Here is a 20,770-nt window from a genome sequence, read left to right as displayed (position 1 = left end):
AATATGTTAAAATAAATTACAAAGTTTAAATTTATTATTTTGTACGAAGGAAAAGATTGATGAAAAAAAATAAAAATAAAAATAAATTATGATCGTTTTTACTACTATTCTTCTTACTTTTTTTTATTTTACTATTTTTAATATTAATCTGATCTAGTTCTGATGTTCAACAATTAAGTACTACAACGTTCAGAAAAATGGTTATAGCGGAAGCTGAATATTCTGCGCAACAAGATTTAGATGGAGTGAATCCTAATGCTACATTTGATCGATATGAGTATGATGATGATCAATTTGTTGATTCTTTTACTGTCTTGGAATTAGTTGGAGATAATACGACTCAATATACTGGAGTGATTGTTCTTGAAAATGTTACTAGTAATGTAAAAAAACAAATAAAATATTCTTTAGAATATGATAAGCCAGCAGAATGATTAGTTACTGACCCAACACTTAGCACATATACATATTTTGATTTTGCCGCAGGTTTAGATCCTAGTGACCCCACTGGAAATTACAAAGATGACGCACCTTTAGTAGGTGGACTTTCTGTAGTAGATAGAACTTTTGTTCCGATTTGAGAAACTTTAGTTGCTGAATTGTTACCTTGATTCTTAATAATAGGTGTTTCTGGTTGATTAATGTACAAAATGGTTAAAGCTCAAGGTGCCATGGGTGGAGGAATGAATCCTTTCTCTATGGGTAAAAGTAAAGCCAAAAAAGCAAAAACAGACATTAAGTTTTCTGATGTTGCTGGAATTAGCGAAGAAAAAGAAGAATTTATTGAACTTGTAGATTATTTAAAAAATCCACAAAAATATTCTATTATGGGTGCTAGAACTCCTAAGGGTGTACTTATGGAAGGTCCACCAGGAACAGGTAAAACATTATTGGCTAAAGCTGTTGCTGGTGAAGCGGGAGTACCATTTTATATCATTTCTGGTTCTGAGTTTGAGGAAGTATTTGTTGGTGTAGGCGCTTCAAGGATTCGTGAATTGTTTGCAAATGCTAAAAAAACAGCACCATGTATTATTTTTATTGATGAAATTGATGCTGTAGGTCGAAAAAGAGGTAATTCTTTAGGACCTTCAACAAGTGAGCAGACATTAAATCAATTGCTTGTTGAAATGGATGGTTTTGGTACAAACATCGGAATTATTGTTATGGCAGCAACCAACCGTGTTGATGTTTTAGATCCTGCTTTATTAAGACCTGGAAGATTTGATAGACAAATTCAAATTTCTTTACCAAACATTAAAGAAAGAGAAGCGATTCTTAATTTACATGCGCGTAATAAAAATGTTTCAAGTGAAATAGACTTTAAACGTATTGCTCAAAGAACCCCTGGATTTAGTGGGGCTCAGTTAGAAAATGTTTTAAATGAAGCTGCAATTCTGGCGGTTAGAGAAAATAAAAAAATTATTTCATCAACAATAATTGATGAAGCAATTGATAGAGTTGTCGGTGGACCTGCTAAAAAATCACGTAAATACACAATTACAGATAAAGATATAGTTTCTTACCATGAAGCTGGACACGCTTTAATAGGATTAAAATTAGATGATGCATCTAAAGTTCAAAAAGTAACTATAATCCCAAGGGGTAACGCTGGTGGTTATACAATCATGACTCCAAAAGAAGAAATTATGTTTCATAGTAAAGAACAATTGTATGCTTCAATAACAGGTTATTTAGGTGGACGTGCCGCTGAAGAAATTATGTTTGGTAAAACAAAAATTACAACAGGTGCACATGATGACTTAGAAAAAGCTACAAATTTAGCACGTCACATGGTTACAGAGTATGGTATGAGTAGTCTTGGACTTGTTCAATATGAATCTTCCAAATCACGTGCAATGGGAACTAATTCAAAATGATGATCAGAGGAAGTTTCTAAAAAAATTGATGTAGAAATCAATAAAATTCTTGATCGTTCTTATGAAACGGCTAAAAAAATAATTATTGCAAACAAAAAAGAATTAGATTTAATTGCTGAATCATTAAGAATTTTAGAAACTATAAAATCTGAACAAATTGAATACATTGATGAAAATATGAAATTACCTGAAGAAGTTATTATTGAAAAAAATAATAGAGAAAAATGAGAAAGTAAAAAAGCTCAAGGAGATGTATTAGATATAGAACCAGAATAACAAAAAAAAGGAAATAATAATGGATAGAATCATTGAAGGATTGTATAAAGAACATAATATAAAAGTTACTTTAGTTGAAGGCACAAATACAATAAATGAAATGTTAAAAATTCATCAACCAAATGCATTGTCAGCTGAAGTTATTGGTAGAACGGCTTTAGCGACATCTCTTATTGGTTCTTCTAATTGAGATAAAAAAACTATTTCTTATGTTAATGGAGGAGGCCCCATAGGTTTAATTTCTGCAGAGTTTATTGATGGTAAATTAAAATCCTACTGTGCTAATCCAAATTTTGATGATTCCAAAATAAAAAAAGATAGGAATGTTATAAGTCAAGTCGTAGGTACAACAGGTACGCTCAAAGTTGTCAAAGACATTCCTGGTGAAAAAGAGCCTAAAATAGGGGCAATATATCTTGTTTCAGGAGAAATTAATTTAGATTTTACTTATTATTTAATTCAAAACGAAAATACAAAAGGTTTATTGTTAACTGCGATTAAAATTGATAATAATAAAGTTTTAAAAGCAATTGGTTTTTTAGCAAATTTATTGCCTGAGGCAAGTGAAGAAGATTTAGATTTTTTGGAACAAAAATTAAGTGATGTTAATTTACTTAATGAAAAAATGCTAAGTTCAAAAAATTTAGATGAGTTATTAAATTTTTATAAAGGAATTGAATTAACTAAAGATTCTAAGATTTCATTTAAATGTGATTGTTCTGAAAAAAAATCGTTAAATACTATTAAATTATTAGATGAAAAAGACAAAAAAGAAATATTAGACTTAAAACAAGAAGTTGAAATTAAGTGTGATTTTTGTTTAAAGAAATATTTAATTAATTATGATAAAATAAAACAAGTTTTGAATTAGTCCAGAGGTAAAAGAAATATGAGCAAAAAAGAACAAGAAGAAATTTTAAAAGATAAAGAAACACAAGTTGAATCGATTTCAGATAAAAAACAAGAAAAAGACAAAAAAGAAAAAAATTTCGTTGATATGGAAAATAAAGATAAAAAAGAATCTAAAGATAAAAAAGAATCTAAAGATAAAAAATTTGTTGTCAAAGATGTTAAAAGCGAAAAAGCTGAAAAAACAATTGTGATGAAAAATAATTTAAAATCTTTAAAAGAAACAAAAAAGAAACAAAAATCTGATATTAAATTATATTCTAAAAGAATTCTTGGTGGTGAAATCATATCTACATTGGAATATAAACCTGATCCAAGTAAATATGTTATAGAATTGAAAAATATTGAAAAATCTTATTTTGGTGTTGGAATTGAAACTAAAGTTTTAAAAGGTGTAGATTTAAAATTAAAAAAAGGTGATTTTATTGTTATTCTAGGCCCTTCAGGTTCTGGAAAGACAACATTATTGAATATTATTTCTGGTTTAGATAAAGCGACACGAGGGGATGCCTTTGTCGTTGGTCATAATTTAACTTTGTTGAAAGATTCAGATTTAACTAAATTTAGAAGAGATAATGTAGGTTTTATTTTTCAACAATATAATTTATTAAGCAATTTAACTGCTAGGGAAAATGCTGAAGTGGGTGCTAATTTATCTAAAAATGATAAAGATAAGTTATCTGTCGATGAAATTTTAGATTCTATTGGTATGGAAGAACAAAAAGAAAAATATCCTCATCAAATGTCAGGAGGACAACAACAACGTGTTTCAATAGCTCGTGCATTGGCAAAAAATCCTGATATTTTATTCGGTGATGAACCAACAGGTGCTTTAGATGAGGAAATGGGTAAAAATGTTTTAAAAATTTTACGTGATGTAAACAAGAATTTTAAAACAACGATTATATTAGTAACACATAACCCAAATATTGCTAAAATGGGTAATGTTATAATTCATGTAAAAAATGGTTTAATCGACGAAGTAATTGAGAATAAAAACCCTATTGACCCAGAAAAAATTGATTGATCTTAATCATTATATTTATCAAAATTTGCATTTACTATATTTTATGTGTAAAATATAGTAAATGTTTTTTATTATTTAGATGTTTTCTAAGGTTTAGGTGATTTATGATTTGTAAAGTAAAAGCTAATTTAAATGCATCAAACACAGAGGAAAAAATGTTCTTTGATTTTTTTCGAAATATAAATAATGATGCAAATGACTTTTTATTAATTAATATGTGAAAAAATAATTCTGAAAAAATTGATATTGTTTTTGAAATTAAGGATTATAAGAAATCTGAAAACACTTTAGATATAGCGAAAAATTTGGAATTAAATTATAATGGCAATGGAAGTGCTAATGTTATCGTTAGTTTTTCTGGCACAAACATTAATCGTGTTTATAAAAATGGTGAAAGAATTAAATAATATTAATTTATAGGTAAATTATGGATAATAGAAAATTTAGTGAACAAGAAGAAATAAGAAGAAGAAAACTTACTGATTTAATTGAAAATAATAAAAATCCTTTTGTCCAAACAAAATTTGAAAGAAATTTTAACACTAAAACATTCAAAGAAACTTTTGATAATTTTTCTAAAGAAAAATTAGCTGAAAAAAGTGATGTAAATATTAAAATACCAGGACGCATACGTTTATTTCGTGAAACAGGAAAAGCGGTGTTTTTAAACATACAAGATGGAATGGGTTTAGTTCAGGCTTATCTTAGAAAAGATGTTCTTGGAGATGAATATTTTGCGGAATTATTAAATTTAGATTTAGGAGATATAATCGGTTTACATGGTAAACCGATGAAAACTAACACAGGAGAATTAACTTTACGTGTTGAAAAATTTGTATTACTTTCAAAATCACTAAAACCGCTCCCTGACAAACATCATGGCATTGAAGATCAAGAAGAAAAATATCGTCGTCGTTATGTTGATTTAATAATGAATGAAAAATCTAAACAAGTTTTTATCAATAGAAATAAAATTATTAGAACTATTCAAAAAGTTTTAGATAAAAAAGGTTTTGTAGAAGTAGAAACTCCGATATTACAATCAATTTATGGTGGCGCTGCAGCTAAACCTTTTAAAACACATCATAATGCTTTAGGGATGGATTTATTCTTGAGGATAGCAACTGAAATACATTTAAAGCAGTTGGTAGTCGGAAGTATGGAAAAGGTCTATGAAATAGGTAGATTATTTAGAAATGAAGGTATATCAACACGTCATAATCCTGAGTTTACATCAATTGAAATTTACGCAGCTTATAAGGATTTTTATTATATGATGGATCTTTCTGAAGAAATTTTTAAAGAATCAGCATTAGCGATTGGAATTAAAAATAATTCTGTAATAGAATACAGTGGTAAAAAAATAAATATTTTTAAAAAATTTAAAAGAATCCACATGGTGGATGCAATTAAAGAAAACATCAATGTTGATTTTTGAAAAAAAATGACTTTTGAAGAAGCAAAAGAAATTGCTAAAAAACATAAACTAGAAGTTCCGAAACATTTTTTAAGTGTAGGAAACATTATTAATTTGTTTTTTGAAGAGTATGTAGAACCGAACATCATAGAACCAACTTTTGTATATGGTCATCCAGTCGAAATTTCACCATTGTCAAAAATAAATACTGAAGATCCTAGATTTACAGATCGCTTTGAACTATTTATCATCGGCAGAGAATATGCGAATGCTTTTTCTGAATTAAATAATCCGATTGAGCAATTTGAACGTTTTGAACAACAGATAAAAGAAAAAGAAAAAGGTAATGAAGAAGCTCATGAATTAAATTATGAATTTATTGAAGCTTTAGAATATGGATTACCACCAACAGCGGGTATTGGTCTAGGAATTGACAGACTAGTAATGTTATTGACTAATAGCAACTCTATTAGAGACGTTTTATTATTCCCACAAATGAAAATTAAAAATTAAAATAAAAAAAACGCTTCTAATCTTAGAAGCGTTTTTTTTATTTTAAACATCACATTTTAATTGAGCGTTGCAGTTATTACATGTGGCACAACCACCTCTGAATAAAACAGTTCCCTCCCTACATATTGGGCATAAATCTCCTATTTTTATTCCTACAGACCTATCCTGTCTAATACCTCTTAATTCAGCAACTTTTTTGATGTCATTTTCTTTTAAAATTTCTTCTGTTTCCTTAATACTTTTTGTAGATTCAATTCCATAATCTCCTAAATTTAATTGTTCTTTAATTTCATTTTTATCATATTCTGAATCTAAAGATAAAACTTGTGAATCTCTTGAACCATCAACATAAACAGTACCACCTTTAGCACCATTTTCATATAATGTTTGATAGATTTTTTCAACTTGTTTAACAGTAAATCCCTTTGGAGCATTCACTGTTTTACTTATCGAAGAGTCTACTCATCTTTGAATTATACATTGTACATTTACATGTTCTTCCGGTTTTAATTCTTGAACAGAAATAAAGATTCCAGGCATTTTTTTATTTTTGAATTCTGGATGGTATTCCAATCACTCCTCAACAACTTTAGCATTAACTTCTATAAATTTACCTAAACGACCCGATCTAAAGAATTTAAATGCAAAGTAAGGTTCTAAACCTGTTGAAACACCAATCATTGTTCCTGTTGAACCTGTAGGTGCTACAGTTAATAAATGAGAATTTCGAATCCCTTGTTTTCTTATTAAATTTTTAATTGATGGTGACATTTTTTTCATATATCCAGTTTTTAAAAAATCTTCGTTTTTTTCAAGAAATGCAAATGAACCACCTTTTTCAACTGCTAAATCACTTGATGCAATGTAAGCACTCTCTGCGATAATTTTAAAAATTTTGTCAACCACCTTATTAGCCTTAGGAGAACCATAACGATATCCTGCTCATATCAACATGTCATGAAGACCCATAACACCTAAACCGATACGTCTTTCACCTTTTGCTTGTATTTCATTTTTTTTCAAAAAATAAGGTGTTACATCGATAACATTATCTTGAAAGCGGACACATGTTTTGACGGTTTTTTGTAATTTAGAAAATAAAATTTCACCAGTTTTTTTATTGACAAAATTAGCTAAATTAATTGCAGCTAAATTACAAACTGAATACGGAGCTAAAGGTTGTTCACCACATGGATTTGTTGAAACAACTTTCATATTATAAGATTTAGCATTTGTCATTTCGTTTGCTCTATCTATAAAAAACACACCAGGTTCAGCAGAATAGTTGGCACAAAAATTAATTAAATCTCATAATTCTTTGGCTTTTATTCGATGATAGACTTTAGTTTTATAGCCCAGTCTTTCTCATTCCTCTACATCACCAATTGCTTGTCAATTTTCATCATAAAATTTCTTATCCTCAATTGATAAATTTGCAATGTCAGGAAATTTTAATTCTCAGATATCATTTTCTTTTACAGCTTTCATAAATTTATCTGAAATAGCGACAGAAATATTAGCACCACTTAAAAAATTATGATTTTCTACGATTCACTCTCCACCGTTATTTTGTTTTTCTTTAATTCTGTTAATAACACTATCGTTAAAAAGATTGTCATTTTTTAGTATTTCATCATATATTTCTTGTTCAGAATCGGTATTAGCTTTAAATTTCATTTTTTTATGAGCTTCTTTTTGTATTAATGGATCACTCATATGTTCAGAAATATATTTTAAAATTTTAATATTTTGCATTTTGGAAATAATAAATTCAATTATATCAGGGTGTCAATCACCCAACATTATCATTTGAGCACCCCTTCTAGAACCACCTTGTTCTACTAAATTAGTTAATGTACTTAAATCATTCAATCATGAAACAGCTCCAGAAGATTTCCCCCCTACTCCTTTTGCAATAGTGTTTCTTGGTCTTAAAGTAGAACCATTTGTGCCAACACCACCACCACGAGACATTATTTCCATAGCTTCTTCTCGATGCTTACTAATACCTTCTCTTGAATCTTTAATCATTGGTAAAACAAAACAATTAAATAAGGTAACGTCAGAATCACTACCAGCACCATAAAGAACACGGCCAGCAGGTACAATATTTAAATTTAATAATTCGGAAAAAAATTCTTTTTGATATTTTATTTTTTTCTCTCCTTCTTCAATTTCAGACATAGCATTCGAAACTCTTCAAGCTATTTGTTCATAAAAAATTTCTAAAGGTTTCTCAATTTCACTTATATTTTTTAAAATAATTAATTTTTCCTTATTTTCAAAAACATTATCATCAAGATTAGTTACATATTCTTCCTCTAGTTTAATTTCTACAGTATTATTATTTTTATTAATCTTAACAACATTTCCAATACCCCTTAAAGGAAATAACTTATCTTCTTTTATTATTGTAATAACAATGTCCCCAACACATAAAGTTTTAAGTTCCTTATCTTTTTGGGCATAACGATCTAACATAACTAGTCTAGATATTCCAGAAAAAGTCATTTTATAGTCTTTTTCAATTGTTTTAATTTTTTTAAAATGTTTTTTAATAGATTGATTTAAATTATTCACTACTTTGACATCAATCACGTTTTTAACACACAACCTTTCTTTAATAATTTTAGTGTAATAAGATTTTAAATTTTTATAAATAATAATACAAACTTAAAAAATAATTATTTTTATGGTAATATTCATTATATTAATTAGTCATATATTTTATTTAATATAATTATTTTTTTGTGTATAATACAGTTTGTATATATTTATTTAATATTCTTGTTCTTTTAAAAGAACCATATGACCAAAAGGAGATTAATTTTGAAAATTTATGAAATTATGTACATTTTAGACCAAGATCTAAAAGATACAAAATCGTTAGAAACGAAAATAGAAAACATAATCATTAACAATGGTGGTGAAATTTTAGAAAAATCATCATGAGGATTAATGAAATTTGCATATAAAATAAATAAAAAAGAAAAAGGTTATTACTTTGTAATTATTGCTAAAACAACTTCAGAAAATGTTGATGAATTTAAACGTATATCTAAAATTGAACAAGGTGTTGTAAGAACTTTTGTTTTAAACACTGAAAAAGAAAAACATTATGAAGCTTCTACAAAATTATCAAAAACAGAAGTTAAAAATGATCGTTTTGAAAGAAAAACTATTGGTAAAAAATATAAACGTAAAACTTTTGATAATGTTAACGAAAATGATGTTAAAGATGCCAATTCATCTGAACAAAATAATTTTTCAAAACCAACTGCTGAGATAAAAACAGTTAAAAAAAATAATGAAAAAAATGTTAAAGAAGGTGATAAAATTGTTAAATAGAGTATTACTGGTAGGGAGATTAACTGCGGATCCTATTTTAAGAACTTCAAAAAACCAAAAAGTATTTTGTGCATTTACATTAGCCGTTCAAAATATTTTTAATGATACTGCAAATTTCGTCCCTTGTTTTGCATGAAATAAAACTGCAGAAATTATGGCAAAAAACTTGAACAAAGGCGCATTAATTTCATTAGATGGTAGATTAAATACTAGAACAACAAATGATAATGGTAATATGATGACAATTGTTGAAGTGACAGCAGAAAGTATTTCTTTTCTAGAACCAAAAAGAAACAAATCTGATATTTCAAGTAATGGATTATCTAATAATTTTTATGGAAATAATAATATTCCTAATCCTAATAATCTAGAATTTAAACCTGATAGTATTTCAAATGATCAAACTGGCGAGAATCAAAATAATAAAATCAATAATGATAGTGATAACAACAAAGATAAAATTGAAGATGCGATTCTTTGAGATTAATTTATAAATAAAAAGGAGATATATTTATGGCATACAATAAATATAAAAAGTTTAAAAAAAGATGTTATTTTGAAAAAAATAAAATAAATTATATTGATTATAAAGATATTGAATTATTAAAAAGATTTATTTCTAATAATGGTCAAATTTTACCAAAAAGAGTAACAGGAACTTCTGCAAAAAACCAAAGAGCATTATCATCAGCAATTAAAAGAGCTCGTGAAATGGCATTATTACCTTTTACTATTGATTAATCCAAATGAAAGTAATTTTACTAGAAGATATAAAAAAAATAGGTAAAAAAAATGATGTTATAGAAGTTTCTGATGGTTATGCTAAAAATTTCTTATTTCAAAATAAGAAAGCTGTTTTGGCTACACCAAAAAACATTAATGAAAATAATTTAATTATTCAAGAAAAACAAAACGAAGAAGAGATAAAAGAAGCACGCGCTTCTTTGTTGAAATCTGAAATAGAATCAATTATTTTAAAGTATAAATTAACAATCAATAATGGCAAAGCCGCGCATTCTATATCTATAAAAACAATAGTTTTAGATTTAGAAAAGCAACACAAAATTAAAATAGATAAACATAAAATTCTAAAACATGAATCAATAAATCAAACAGGCATGTTTAATTTGGATATTAAATTATCCAAAAAAGTTATTGCAACTTTAAAAATTGATGTGCAGGAATTTTAAATGAAAAATATTGACTATGAGTTGATAAAACAAGCAGAACTTAATATTTTGTCAATAATGGTAAGATTTAAAACAGCATCATTTGATGTGTTATCTAAATTAAAAGAAGATGATTTTTCAATTATTGCCCATAAAATGATTTTTAAAAATATTAGTGAATTATTATTAAAGAATCAGTCAATTACATTAACAACATTAGCTAATAAAATGAACGAAAGCAAGGAATTGAGTTCATCAGGCGGAGTTGAATATCTTACAGAAATTTTTGGTTCTTTTGTGTCTGATGAAGAACTGGATGATTATTTGGAAATAATTATTGAGAACGTTAATTCTAACTCTTTAGTTTCGATCGCAAATAATATAATTAAAAAAGTTAATGATAATGAAAAAATAGAATCTATTATTGAATTTTCCGAAAAATCAATTTTAAACATAAATAGTTCTCGTTTAGACAGAACTTTTGTAAACGCTTCTAAAGAAATAGATAATGTTATTTTAAAAATTGAAGATTTAGCAAGTAATGAATCTAATCTAACCGGAATTGCTTCTGGATTTTTTGAATTAGATAAAATGACAGCAGGCTTTCAAAAAGGTGATTTTATAATTTTAGCCGCCAGACCAAGTATGGGAAAAACAGCTTTAGCTTTAAATATGGCATTCAACGCTTGAAGGGAAAATCGAAAAGCTGTGTGTTTATTTTCTTTGGAAATGCCAACACAACAAATTTTGTTAAGGTTATTAACATCACTTTCCGTTAACGTTGATTCTCAAAAATTAAGAACTGGAAAAGGCATCACTTCAGAAGAGTGGAGTAAAATCACTAGAGCTTCTGAACAAATTAAAAATATGAATTTTTTTATAGATGATACTCCTGGGTTATCTGTTGTGAAACTTCAATCAAAATTAAGAAAGTTTTCAAAAGAACAAGAAATTGGGATAGTTTTTATAGATTATTTACAACTTTTAACCCCTACTTCTAAAGAATCAAGGCAACAAGAGGTATCTGACATTTCTAGACAATTAAAAGCTATCGCAAGAGAGATAGACGTTCCAATTATCTGTTTATCGCAATTGTCTAGAGCTGTAGAAAAAAGAGAAGACAAAAGACCTGTTATGTCAGATTTAAGAGACTCAGGAGCAATTGAACAAGACGCAGATTTAATTATGTTTTTATATCGTGAAGATTATTATCAACTAGACCCAGAAACAGAAGTAGGCGGACCTAATGCGCAGCTAATCGTTTCTAAACACAGAAATGGACCAATTGGAGACGTTTCTTTAATTTTTTCAAAAAAACAAGGTTCTTTTGAAAATTATTCATAAATTTTTAATTTATAATATATAATATTTTAAAACATACAAGGATATTAATGAAAATGAAAAAAATTATTTCTTTATTTACTTCAGTAATCGTTATTAGTGCTCCACTTATGAGTGTTATCGCTTGTGGTGCAGAAGATGGTAATGAAGTTAAAGCTTCTGCATTTTGAGTTGACCCTAGTTCAGGTGATGTTAAAAAAACAGATGATATGTATTCTAATAAATTAAATGGTGAATCTTCTCAGGTGGACGCAAAAGGAAATGCCACTAACTATAATTGACAAAACAATATAGTTCAATTTGTTTTATTGCCATTGTGAGCGATAAATGTTAGTGAAGCTTCAGAAAGCGGGAGTGGTGCAAAAGCTCCTCAACAAATTTACGATCATTCGTTAGAGAACCAAAAGGAAAACTTAGAAAATCCTGCTAACAGCAGTCAACAAACTGCAGATTTATGAAAATTATTTTTTGAACAACCTTCACAATTTGATTCTTATTACACTGAAATTGACTTGTATAGCAATAATTTTAGCGCTGTACCAGATTCATCTTTATTATCAAATATTAACTATTGAAAAGGTAGTTGAACAAACAATGGTACCCCTGGGGATAATCCGGAAAAATTTACTCCTAGTGAAATTGATAGTACAAATTCATTAAATCAAGATAATTTTATCAATACTGTTTCAATAGTTGATCCTACTTATCCAAGTGTTGCACAATTAAATGGTCAAGGTGCCGTTTCATACGTTTTAGATTATTTAAATAATAATTTTTTAAACCCCTTCTCAAAAGATAAACCGGAAACACTTTGTGATAATGTGCAATATAAATTACAGGATACAGATAATGAAGATTTGAATTACGATTTTCATCAAGAGTTATCTGAAATAATTGTTAGATTACCTGATTTAAAATTTGATGTCACTTTTGAAGATCAAGATAAATTTACTTTTTCATTCACCGTTTCAAATGTTGTAGCACATTTAACTCCAAAACCATACAGTCTTACTTTGGACGGAAACACTTATTGATACTGATCATGGACTTTTGATTTTTTTGATTTTTGAACACCAGATTCTTTAACAGATTTTTCTGATAACAATGATTATGCTTTTAAATATAATAATTATATTTATTATTCATTTTATGATGGTGGTTTAAATGAAGCTGATTGAAATACAGATATAACAAGTAGAAGTGACAAAGATGAAGCCGGAAAAGGTAGAGATGGTTTCGAAAACAAAATGATGTACAATGAAGATACAGAAATTGTCGCAGTAGATATGGATATTGAAATTGACCCAAACTCAATTAAACAAATAAAATAATGAAAATCAAAATTATAGCGGTAGGTAAAATATCTAAAAAATGTCTATTAGATTTGTCCGAATTATATTTTAAAAAAATTGAACGTTATGCAGATATTGAAATTATTAAGATTAAAGAATCAAAAGATAAAAATATTAATGTTAATAGACATCTTGAAACAAATGAAATATTATCAAAAATAATTAATTTAAAAGAGTATGCATTATTTAGTTTTGATGTAAATGGAGTTTTAGTTACAAGCCAAGAATTTGCAAAAATTATTGATGAAAATAAGAATTTTAATTCTGGAAAAATATGTTTTATTATTGGTGGTAGTGACGGCTTAGATAATTCTTTGAATAAATTTTTGAAAGGGAAAATATCTTTCGGCAAAATAACTTACCCACATCAATTATTTAGAGCAATTGTTTTTGAACAAATTTATCGTTCTTTTAAAATAATAAATAATGAAAAATATCATAAATAATTTGAAAAAATTATTTTATACCTTCTTTTTTCTTTTTTCATTTGTTAGTATAAGTAAAAGTAATTCTGAAGGTATGAAATATGAATAAATATAACATTAAAAAAAATAAATCTGATGGAAAATATATCGTTTTTATAAATGATAAATTAGATTCATTATTTGCTGACGCAATAAGTGCCCAAAGGTATGTTAGGCTTCAAAAATATATGGATTTAAATCCTAACAAAAATATTTTGGAACAAAATTTTACTCAATCAAAAAAAGTTGAAGTTGTAAAAACAATTGAAAAAGAACCAGAAGAAAAAAAAGTTGAAGTTGTAAAAATAATTGAAAAAGAACCAGAAGAAAAAAAAGTTTCTGCAAAATCAGAAGATACAGTTTCTAAAACCGGTCCTAAAGCAGAATTATTTCCATACACAATGCCAACACCTATTCAACAATTTTTTCCATTCCCATTCCCGAATTTTCATTTTGATTCATGTCATGCCGCTCATTTCTATGGTAATAATCATAATACACATTGTGACCATGATTTAAATAATAATTGTGGGCATTTCAATAAAAATCAAAATCTAGAATATTCAAACTGCTGTCATCATGAAAATAATTCAGAAAATAATTTTAAAAAACATATAAACAACAACAATTATTATTTAAATCGAAAAGATAATACAAAACAAAATGTTTTTAAAAATGAAAATAACCAAGATTTATTTTCTATTGAAAGAACAGAAATAGGAGAAAATACTGAATTTTATAATAACGTAAAACAATATGTAGACAATGTTGTTCAAGATGTTGAAGAAAGGCAAGAATTAACACAAGAAGAAAACCGACAAGATAAAAACATTAATGAAAATTATAAAAAAGCAATTAAAACAGAATTGGAACATTCATCTGAAATATTAAAACAAATAGAAGGAAAAACTAACGAAGATTTTCATGAAAAATTAAAAAGAGTTCATGAAGAAAAACCGAGAAATAAAACAACAAATCCTTTTATCATTAAAGCTGAAAAAGAAGATACTTTTTTAAAAAAACCACCAACTCTAAATAACAAAAGAATAGTTCCTAAATCCAGTGGAATTGATAAATATGTAAAAACCTTAGATAATCCCACAATAGAAGAAAACAATCAGTTTCATAAACAAATTGATTATCCAAAAACAGAAGTTTTTTTTGATAGTGATGTAAAAGATGCGGACACAGAACTTAAAGGTTTTGAATTAAAAAGATTTAAAAAAAATCAATTAAAATTAAAAAAGAAAGAACTGAAAAGAATTAAAAAAAATTTAAGTAACAAAAAAAATACAAAGGTTTCTTTAGCGACACCATTAGAGAATTTACCTGCAATTAATGGTTAATTTTGTTGATTGAAAAAAAGAACTATTTTTAGAATTAGACAATTCTTGGTGATCGTTTTTTAAAATAGTTCAAGAAAAAGAATATTTTATTAATATTTTAAAAACTATTTATGATGAATATTCTAAAAATATCTGCTACCCTGAAGTAAAAGATATTTTTAGAATATTTAAGATTACAAAAGTTTCAGATTTAAAAGTTGTAATCATTGGTCAAGATCCTTATCATAATAAAAATCAAGCAGATGGAATTGCATTTAGTGTTAAGAATGATAAAATAACACCTAGTTTAAGAAATATTTTTTTGGAATTAAAAAATGATATAGGTTTAGAATATAAAAAAAATTGCTTAGATGATTGAGTTAAACAAGGTGTTTTTTTAATGAATACTGTATGGACCGTTCAAGAGCATAAACCAAATAGTCATAAAAAAATAGGGTGATTAGATTTTACGAATGATTTAATCAATTTTTTAATAAAAAATAAAAAATTGATTTTTGTTTTATTAGGTGAAAACGCAAAAAAATATAAAAATAAATTACAAGATTTAACAATTTTAGAAAGTTCGCATCCTTCTCCTTTTAGTTATAAAAAAGGTTTCGAGGGAAGTAAAATTTTTTCAAAAATTAACAAACATCTTGATATAATTAATATAAAAGAAATAGTTTGAGTTTTTTAATTCGAAAGGAATATGTAATAATGTTTATAGATTTATTTTCCATTTCTAATATTTCAGATAAATTTCTTTCTATTGATTTAGCTTATTTTTCATCATTTTTAATGATCGGTATGTTAATTTGCTATTCTATTTATAGTGGTATTGTTTATAAGTTTTATCCTAATAGTTATAGAGGTATAAGGTTAAGTACGAAAAACATTACTTATATAGCTTTATTGTCAGCAACTTCAGTAACGTTCACTGTTATAATTTCTATAATTTTACCAATAACAGTATTTCCGCCAGTAAGGATAGCTTTTGAAGGTGTTATGGTTAAAATAACTGGTTATTTATTCGGACCCATAGTTGGTGCTTTATCAGGTTTGATAACAGAAATGTTAACAATTTTATTTATACCCTCTTTTATTCATATTTCTTATTTAATTGTTATTATTTCATATGGTTTTTTAGCAGGATTGTTTTCTGCTTTTAATAATGCTGTTGGTAAACAAAAATGGATTTTTTATTTTTTTGTTAATGTTGTTATGATGTTAACAGCAATCCTTGCATGTGTTTTAATTTATAATAATAATTCAACACTTTTTGGAATTGATTTCCCGACAATATTGTTTACTTCTTTTTTTGCTATTAGTTTTGGTTTGTCAATTCTTTTCATGTCTCTTGCTGCTTTTATGGAACATAGTTCTAAGAATAAAAAAAGTAAATTGATAGGATTATTCCCTATAGCAGCATTTGCTTGCGTTAGTGAATTCTGAATAACAGCGTTTATTTCTTCGTGAGGTGATTTAGCATTTTTAACAGCATTAAATTCAGGTTCTCAAGATTCTGATGGTTATAAATTGACTTTACTGGCTAGAATGTTAGAAGCGCCTTTAAAAATTTTATTTAATACTGCCGTATTGTTTATAACTTACAAAACAATTTTCCCATTAGTTGATAAAAAAAATGTTATTCCTTTATAATGATTTTATTTAGGAGAATCTAAATAATGAAAATATATAATTCTTTAACAAATAAAATTGAAATAATAGATAAAAAAGAAACTTATAATTTTTATGTTTGTGGCCCTACTGTTTATGATTTTTTACACATTGGAAATATGCGTCCGTTTATAACCGCAGATGTATTAATTAAATATTTAAAATTTAAAAATAAAAACATTAAATATATAATTAATATCACTGACATAGACGATAAAATCATTGATAAAGCAATTTCGGAAAAAAATACAGAAAAAAAAATTTCGGAAAAATATACTATAAATTTTTTGGAAGATTTTAAATCTTTAAATTTATCAGAACCAAATTCTTTTTTGAAAATTAGTGATTTTATAGATGAACAAATAAAATTTATAAGTAAAATTTTAGAAAATGATAAAGGTTATGTGAAAAATGGTGACGTTTTTTTTGATATCTATAAATCTAAAAAACAATATGGAATTTTAGCTAATAAAAAAATTGAAGATCTGATTCCGAATAAAAGATTGTCTGAAAATGATAACAAAAATAATCCATTAGATTTTGCCTTATGAAAAAAAACAGATAAAGGAATAAATTTTAAAGCGCCTTGGTCCGAAGGCAGACCTGGTTGGCATACAGAGTGTGCAACTCTTAATTATTTATTTTTTCAAAAAGAAAAAGTAGATTTTCATTTTGGAGGAATTGATTTAAAATTTCCTCATCATGAAAATGAAAGAATTCAATATTTAGCAGTTGAAAATTGTGAATTATCTAAATTTTGGATCCACAATGGTCATTTAAATTTTGGTGAGCACAAAATGTCTAAGTCATTAAACAATACAATTTTGATAAGGGATTTTATTGAAAAATATGACAGCAATACATTAAAAATAATTTTTTACAAAATGAATCATACAAGTCCAATTGATTTGACAACATTATTAATTGAACAGTCTGCAGCAGAAGTTCAAAAAATTCAAAATATTTATAACAAAATTTCTTACTATAAAATAACCAATAAAATAACTAATAGCAAAAAAAAATATAGTTATTTAAATGATGTTTTAAAAAATTTAGAAAATAATTTAAATTTACCTAACTGTTTAACAGTTCTGCAAGAAATAATTAAAGAAATTAATAAAAGCCTTTCTGATTCTAGTTTGTCTTATGAATTATTGGAACAATTTCAAATAATAAATCAGAAATTGTTAGGATTTAATTTTAAGTACACCGTTTATTCTCTTGCTGATGAAGAATTAATTTTAGAGTATGAGAAATGCAAAAAAAATAAAAATTATCAACAATCTGATTTATTAAGAGAACAATTAAAACTTAAAAATATAATTTAAAAAATATGCATATTTTACATTTTTATTTTAAGGGAGATTGATATAATGATAAAAAGTTTTTGGGTATATGGAATAAATCCATGTACAGAATTATTAAATATAAACAAAGCTATAATTGAAAAATGTTATTTAGATATTAAATTCCAAAATCAAAATTTACTAAATAAAATTCAGTCTTCCGAAATTGATGTTCAAAAAGTTTCTAAAAAAGAATTATATAACTTAGTTTCTAATGATAAGCATCAAGGGATAGTTATTAAAGTCAAAAATAACACAATTGTCGATTTTGAAGAATTGCTGCAGAAAAACCGTGATAAAGAAAATGCTTTATTTATTATTTTAGATCAAATTCAAGACCCGCAAAACTTAGGTTCTATTTTTAGAACTGCGCATCAATTTGGAGTAGATGGAATTATAATGTTAGAAAGAAGACAAGTTGGAATCACTCCAACAGTAATCAAATCTTCTGCAGGTGCATTTTTTTATGTTAATTATTCAGTTGTTAACAACCTCACTAATGCAATAAAAAAATTAAAAGAAAATAATTTTTGAGTTTATAGCACATTTTTAGATAATGATTCAAAAGATATAAATCAAATAAAATTTGACACACCAACAGCTGTTGTTTTTGGCAATGAAGGAAAAGGTGTTAGCAGTAATATAAGAAAGAACTCGGATGAAAATATTAAAATAAAAACTTTTGGAAAAATCGATTCATTAAATGTATCTGTTTCTACCGGGATTATTTTATATCAAATTCGAAATTCTCAAAAATGATAGAAGGATTTTATTATTATGGGTTTTAATGAAAATGAATTAATTTATTTATACCAATTAGAAAAATACGATTGAATAAAACAACATTTATTTGTAAAGTATAAAGAAAGATTAAAATCAATATCACTACATGTTTTTGGAAAATATAATTTTGTCCCCTTGGAGTCTAGTGACTTAGATGTTATCCAATATGTAACTTTTAGTAAATGTCTATCAAATTTTAAAGAAGAATATCTTAAAACTTTTGCAAATTATTTATTTCAAAGATGTACATGAGATGTACACAATTATATTAAAAAATTTATATCCAAAAAGCATCAAATTTTAAATTTTGCATCTAGTTTAGATAATTCTTTCTTTGATGTTTCTGACAAAAATTTTAATTATATTATTGATCCACAAAATAATCATAAGAAAAATTTTATTAAAAAAAATTTACATATATTATCAAATATGGAAAAAGAAATTTTTGGTTACAAAATGTTAGGTTATAAATATAAAGAAATTGAAGAAATTACAAATTTAAGTTACAAACAAATTGATAATTGTCTTCAAAGGGCCATAAATAAACTACGTGATTGTTGAAAATTAAACATTCATTAGTTATAATATTAATTAATTATTTTTAAACTAGAGGTTTAATTTTGAGAGAAAAAATCATTTTAATTTGTGAAGATTGTTTGCAGAGAAATTATAAAACCTTTAAGAATAAAACAAAAAACATTGACCGTTTAAATTTAAACAAATTTTGTAAAAATTGTAATGCTCATAAATTGCATAAGGAATCAAGGTAATTACAAATTGAAAAAAGATAATAAGGATTTAAATAAAGTTTCAGACAATTCAAAAATTACTAATGATAAAAAAATTGAAAAACAAGAAGAATCAAAAAGCATAAATAATTTAAAAATAACAAAGGATAATGACGATTTAATTCAATCCGAAAATTTAAATTTAAAAGAAAAAAATCAAACAAACAACAAAAAACAACAAAAAATTATTAAAGCAGGTTTTAAAGAAGATACTGCCGAAAAACAAAAAACACGTGAATTAAAAGAAAAAAGAAAAAAAGAAAAAAAAATCCAAAAAAATTCAAAAGAGAAAAAAAATTACAAATTAGCAATAAGAGAATTTCCAACTAAATTCATAAATGAAATTAAAAGAATTAGATGAGCTGGGAAAGGTTCTTTAGCAAGGAAATTTTTAATTGTAATGGCATTTATATTATTTTTTATTATTTTTTATGTTATAATTGATGCATTATTTACGTATTTATTAGGTATTTCAAAAATTATAAATTAGTATATTTATATTTGGAGAGATTTATGGAATTGAAAAAAGAAAATTTGGATGAAGAATTTATTTCTGATAATAAACTAAGTCCTGATGAAAAATTTAAAGGAAAATGATATGTAGTTAGTTGCCATTCAGGGCGTGAAGACAATGTAAAATCTGACCTTGAAGAAATAATTAAAAAATCAAATAAATCTCATTTGATTTTTGATATTAGAGTTATTAAAGAAAAAGTAAGATCTGAAAAAACTAAAAAAATAATTAATAAAAATCTTTATCCTGGTTATATTTTCATTAATATGATCATGGATGATGAAGCTTGATTTATAGTTAGAAATACAACGAGTGTGACAGGGTTTATAGGTTCTTCTGGAAAAGGTACTAAATCTTTTCCATTAACAGAAGCAGAAGTTAAAAAAATGTTAAGAAAATCAGATAATGTTGAAATTAAAGAATTATCTAAAAAAGATCGTGTTTTACATAAGGCAAATTTTGAAATTGGTGATTTCGTGACTATTAAATCTGGCCCTTTTAGTGATCAAGAAGGTAAAGTTGTTGCAAAAGATGACATGAAAGGTCAAGCTATTGTTAATATTGAATTGTTTGGTAGATTAACACCGACACATATACAATATTCTGACTGCAAAAAAGACAATTAACACTAAGTTGAGGGATAT

The 20,770-nt window shown here is 26.0% G+C and carries 22 protein-coding genes; 21 read left to right on the top strand and 1 reads right to left on the bottom strand.

The features are described from left to right. Window positions 1-59 precede the first annotated feature (59 nt). The 5 genes from ftsH (at window position 60) to lysS (ending at window position 6,019) form a co-directional block, all read left to right on the top strand. Window positions 60-2,153: an ATP-dependent zinc metalloprotease FtsH gene (ftsH, locus tag AAHM77_RS02705; RefSeq protein WP_342252595.1), complete on the top strand. Its 2,094-nt coding sequence runs from the start codon at window positions 60-62 to the stop codon at window positions 2,151-2,153. A 19-nt stretch (window positions 2,154-2,172) separates the two neighbouring features. After that, on the top strand, window positions 2,173-3,024 hold the full coding sequence (locus tag AAHM77_RS02700; RefSeq protein WP_342252594.1) for an Hsp33 family molecular chaperone HslO: 852 nt from the start codon (window positions 2,173-2,175) through the stop codon (window positions 3,022-3,024). A gap of 42 nt (window positions 3,025-3,066) precedes the next feature. Beyond that, window positions 3,067-4,095: an ABC transporter ATP-binding protein gene (locus AAHM77_RS02695; RefSeq protein WP_425288823.1), complete on the top strand. Its 1,029-nt coding sequence runs from the start codon at window positions 3,067-3,069 to the stop codon at window positions 4,093-4,095. A 98-nt stretch (window positions 4,096-4,193) separates the two neighbouring features. Continuing rightward, window positions 4,194-4,496 carry a hypothetical protein gene (locus AAHM77_RS02690; protein ID WP_342252592.1) on the top strand — a complete coding sequence of 101 codons (303 nt, stop codon included), beginning with the start codon at window positions 4,194-4,196 and terminating at the stop codon, window positions 4,494-4,496. A gap of 17 nt (window positions 4,497-4,513) precedes the next feature. Further along, complete coding sequence (lysS, locus tag AAHM77_RS02685) at window positions 4,514-6,019, top strand: lysine--tRNA ligase (protein WP_425288822.1); 1,506 nt, start codon at window positions 4,514-4,516, stop codon at window positions 6,017-6,019. Window positions 6,020-6,061: 42 nt separating this feature from the next. On the opposite strand, the gene AAHM77_RS02680 is transcribed toward lysS, so the two are convergent. After that, entirely contained in the window at window positions 6,062-8,617 is a 2,556-nt protein-coding gene (locus tag AAHM77_RS02680; protein WP_342252590.1) for a vitamin B12-dependent ribonucleotide reductase, read from the bottom strand. A gap of 231 nt (window positions 8,618-8,848) precedes the next feature. Between AAHM77_RS02680 and rpsF the strand changes: the two genes are divergently transcribed. The 16 genes from rpsF to nusG all read left to right on the top strand — a co-directional run bounded on the left by rpsF (window position 8,849) and on the right by nusG (window position 20,752). Next, the gene (gene rpsF / locus AAHM77_RS02675; protein ID WP_342252589.1) at window positions 8,849-9,367 is read left to right on the top strand and encodes a 30S ribosomal protein S6; all 519 of its coding nucleotides are present in this window, start codon (window positions 8,849-8,851) and stop codon (window positions 9,365-9,367) included. Further along, a complete protein-coding gene (locus AAHM77_RS02670; RefSeq protein ID WP_342252588.1) occupies window positions 9,357-9,854 on the top strand; it encodes a single-stranded DNA-binding protein in 498 nt (165 codons plus the stop codon). Before rpsF ends, AAHM77_RS02670 begins: the two co-directional genes overlap by 11 nt. 26 nt (window positions 9,855-9,880) lie before the next feature. Further along, entirely contained in the window at window positions 9,881-10,108 is a 228-nt protein-coding gene (gene rpsR / locus AAHM77_RS02665) for a 30S ribosomal protein S18 (protein WP_342252587.1), read from the top strand. A 5-nt stretch (window positions 10,109-10,113) separates the two neighbouring features. After that, window positions 10,114-10,557: a 50S ribosomal protein L9 gene (rplI, locus tag AAHM77_RS02660; protein WP_342252586.1), complete on the top strand. Its 444-nt coding sequence runs from the start codon at window positions 10,114-10,116 to the stop codon at window positions 10,555-10,557. Next, window positions 10,558-11,880 carry a replicative DNA helicase gene (gene dnaB / locus AAHM77_RS02655; RefSeq protein WP_342252585.1) on the top strand — a complete coding sequence of 441 codons (1,323 nt, stop codon included), beginning with the start codon at window positions 10,558-10,560 and terminating at the stop codon, window positions 11,878-11,880. A 53-nt stretch (window positions 11,881-11,933) separates the two neighbouring features. Continuing rightward, a complete protein-coding gene (locus tag AAHM77_RS02650) occupies window positions 11,934-13,208 on the top strand; it encodes a hypothetical protein (protein WP_342252584.1) in 1,275 nt (424 codons plus the stop codon). Then, entirely contained in the window at window positions 13,208-13,675 is a 468-nt protein-coding gene (locus AAHM77_RS02645; protein ID WP_342252583.1) for a 23S rRNA (pseudouridine(1915)-N(3))-methyltransferase RlmH, read from the top strand. Before AAHM77_RS02650 ends, AAHM77_RS02645 begins: the two co-directional genes overlap by 1 nt. Window positions 13,676-13,755: 80 nt before the next feature. Continuing rightward, entirely contained in the window at window positions 13,756-15,039 is a 1,284-nt protein-coding gene (locus AAHM77_RS02640) for a hypothetical protein (protein WP_342252582.1), read from the top strand. Then, the gene (locus tag AAHM77_RS02635) at window positions 15,032-15,715 is read left to right on the top strand and encodes a uracil-DNA glycosylase (protein ID WP_342252581.1); all 684 of its coding nucleotides are present in this window, start codon (window positions 15,032-15,034) and stop codon (window positions 15,713-15,715) included. The genes AAHM77_RS02640 and AAHM77_RS02635 overlap by 8 nt, the downstream gene beginning before the upstream one ends. 20 nt (window positions 15,716-15,735) lie before the next feature. Further along, window positions 15,736-16,677, top strand: a complete 942-nt coding sequence (locus AAHM77_RS02630; protein ID WP_342252580.1) for an ECF transporter S component — start codon at window positions 15,736-15,738, stop codon at window positions 16,675-16,677. Between the two features lie 26 nt (window positions 16,678-16,703). After that, complete coding sequence (gene cysS, locus AAHM77_RS02625; RefSeq protein ID WP_342252579.1) at window positions 16,704-18,023, top strand: cysteine--tRNA ligase; 1,320 nt, start codon at window positions 16,704-16,706, stop codon at window positions 18,021-18,023. Window positions 18,024-18,068: 45 nt separating this feature from the next. Then, window positions 18,069-18,803, top strand: a complete 735-nt coding sequence (gene rlmB, locus AAHM77_RS02620; RefSeq protein ID WP_342252578.1) for a 23S rRNA (guanosine(2251)-2'-O)-methyltransferase RlmB — start codon at window positions 18,069-18,071, stop codon at window positions 18,801-18,803. A gap of 15 nt (window positions 18,804-18,818) precedes the next feature. Continuing rightward, window positions 18,819-19,403, top strand: coding sequence for a hypothetical protein (locus AAHM77_RS02615; protein WP_342252577.1), 585 nt, complete (start codon window positions 18,819-18,821; stop codon window positions 19,401-19,403). A 41-nt stretch (window positions 19,404-19,444) separates the two neighbouring features. Beyond that, complete coding sequence (gene rpmG / locus AAHM77_RS02610) at window positions 19,445-19,594, top strand: 50S ribosomal protein L33 (RefSeq protein WP_342252576.1); 150 nt, start codon at window positions 19,445-19,447, stop codon at window positions 19,592-19,594. A gap of 7 nt (window positions 19,595-19,601) precedes the next feature. Beyond that, the gene (gene secE / locus AAHM77_RS02605; RefSeq protein WP_342252575.1) at window positions 19,602-20,102 is read left to right on the top strand and encodes a preprotein translocase subunit SecE; all 501 of its coding nucleotides are present in this window, start codon (window positions 19,602-19,604) and stop codon (window positions 20,100-20,102) included. A 23-nt stretch (window positions 20,103-20,125) separates the two neighbouring features. Further along, window positions 20,126-20,752, top strand: coding sequence for a transcription termination/antitermination protein NusG (nusG, locus tag AAHM77_RS02600; RefSeq protein WP_342252574.1), 627 nt, complete (start codon window positions 20,126-20,128; stop codon window positions 20,750-20,752). Window positions 20,753-20,770: the final 18 nt, after the last annotated feature.

Origin of the sequence: Spiroplasma endosymbiont of Amphibalanus improvisus (genome assembly GCF_964030645.1) — a bacterium.
Lineage (GTDB): Bacteria > Bacillota_I > Bacilli_A > Mycoplasmatales > Mycoplasmataceae > CAXIPX01.
Note: the sequence above shows the minus strand (reverse complement) of the source record. Positions and strands in the feature narration are given on the sequence as shown.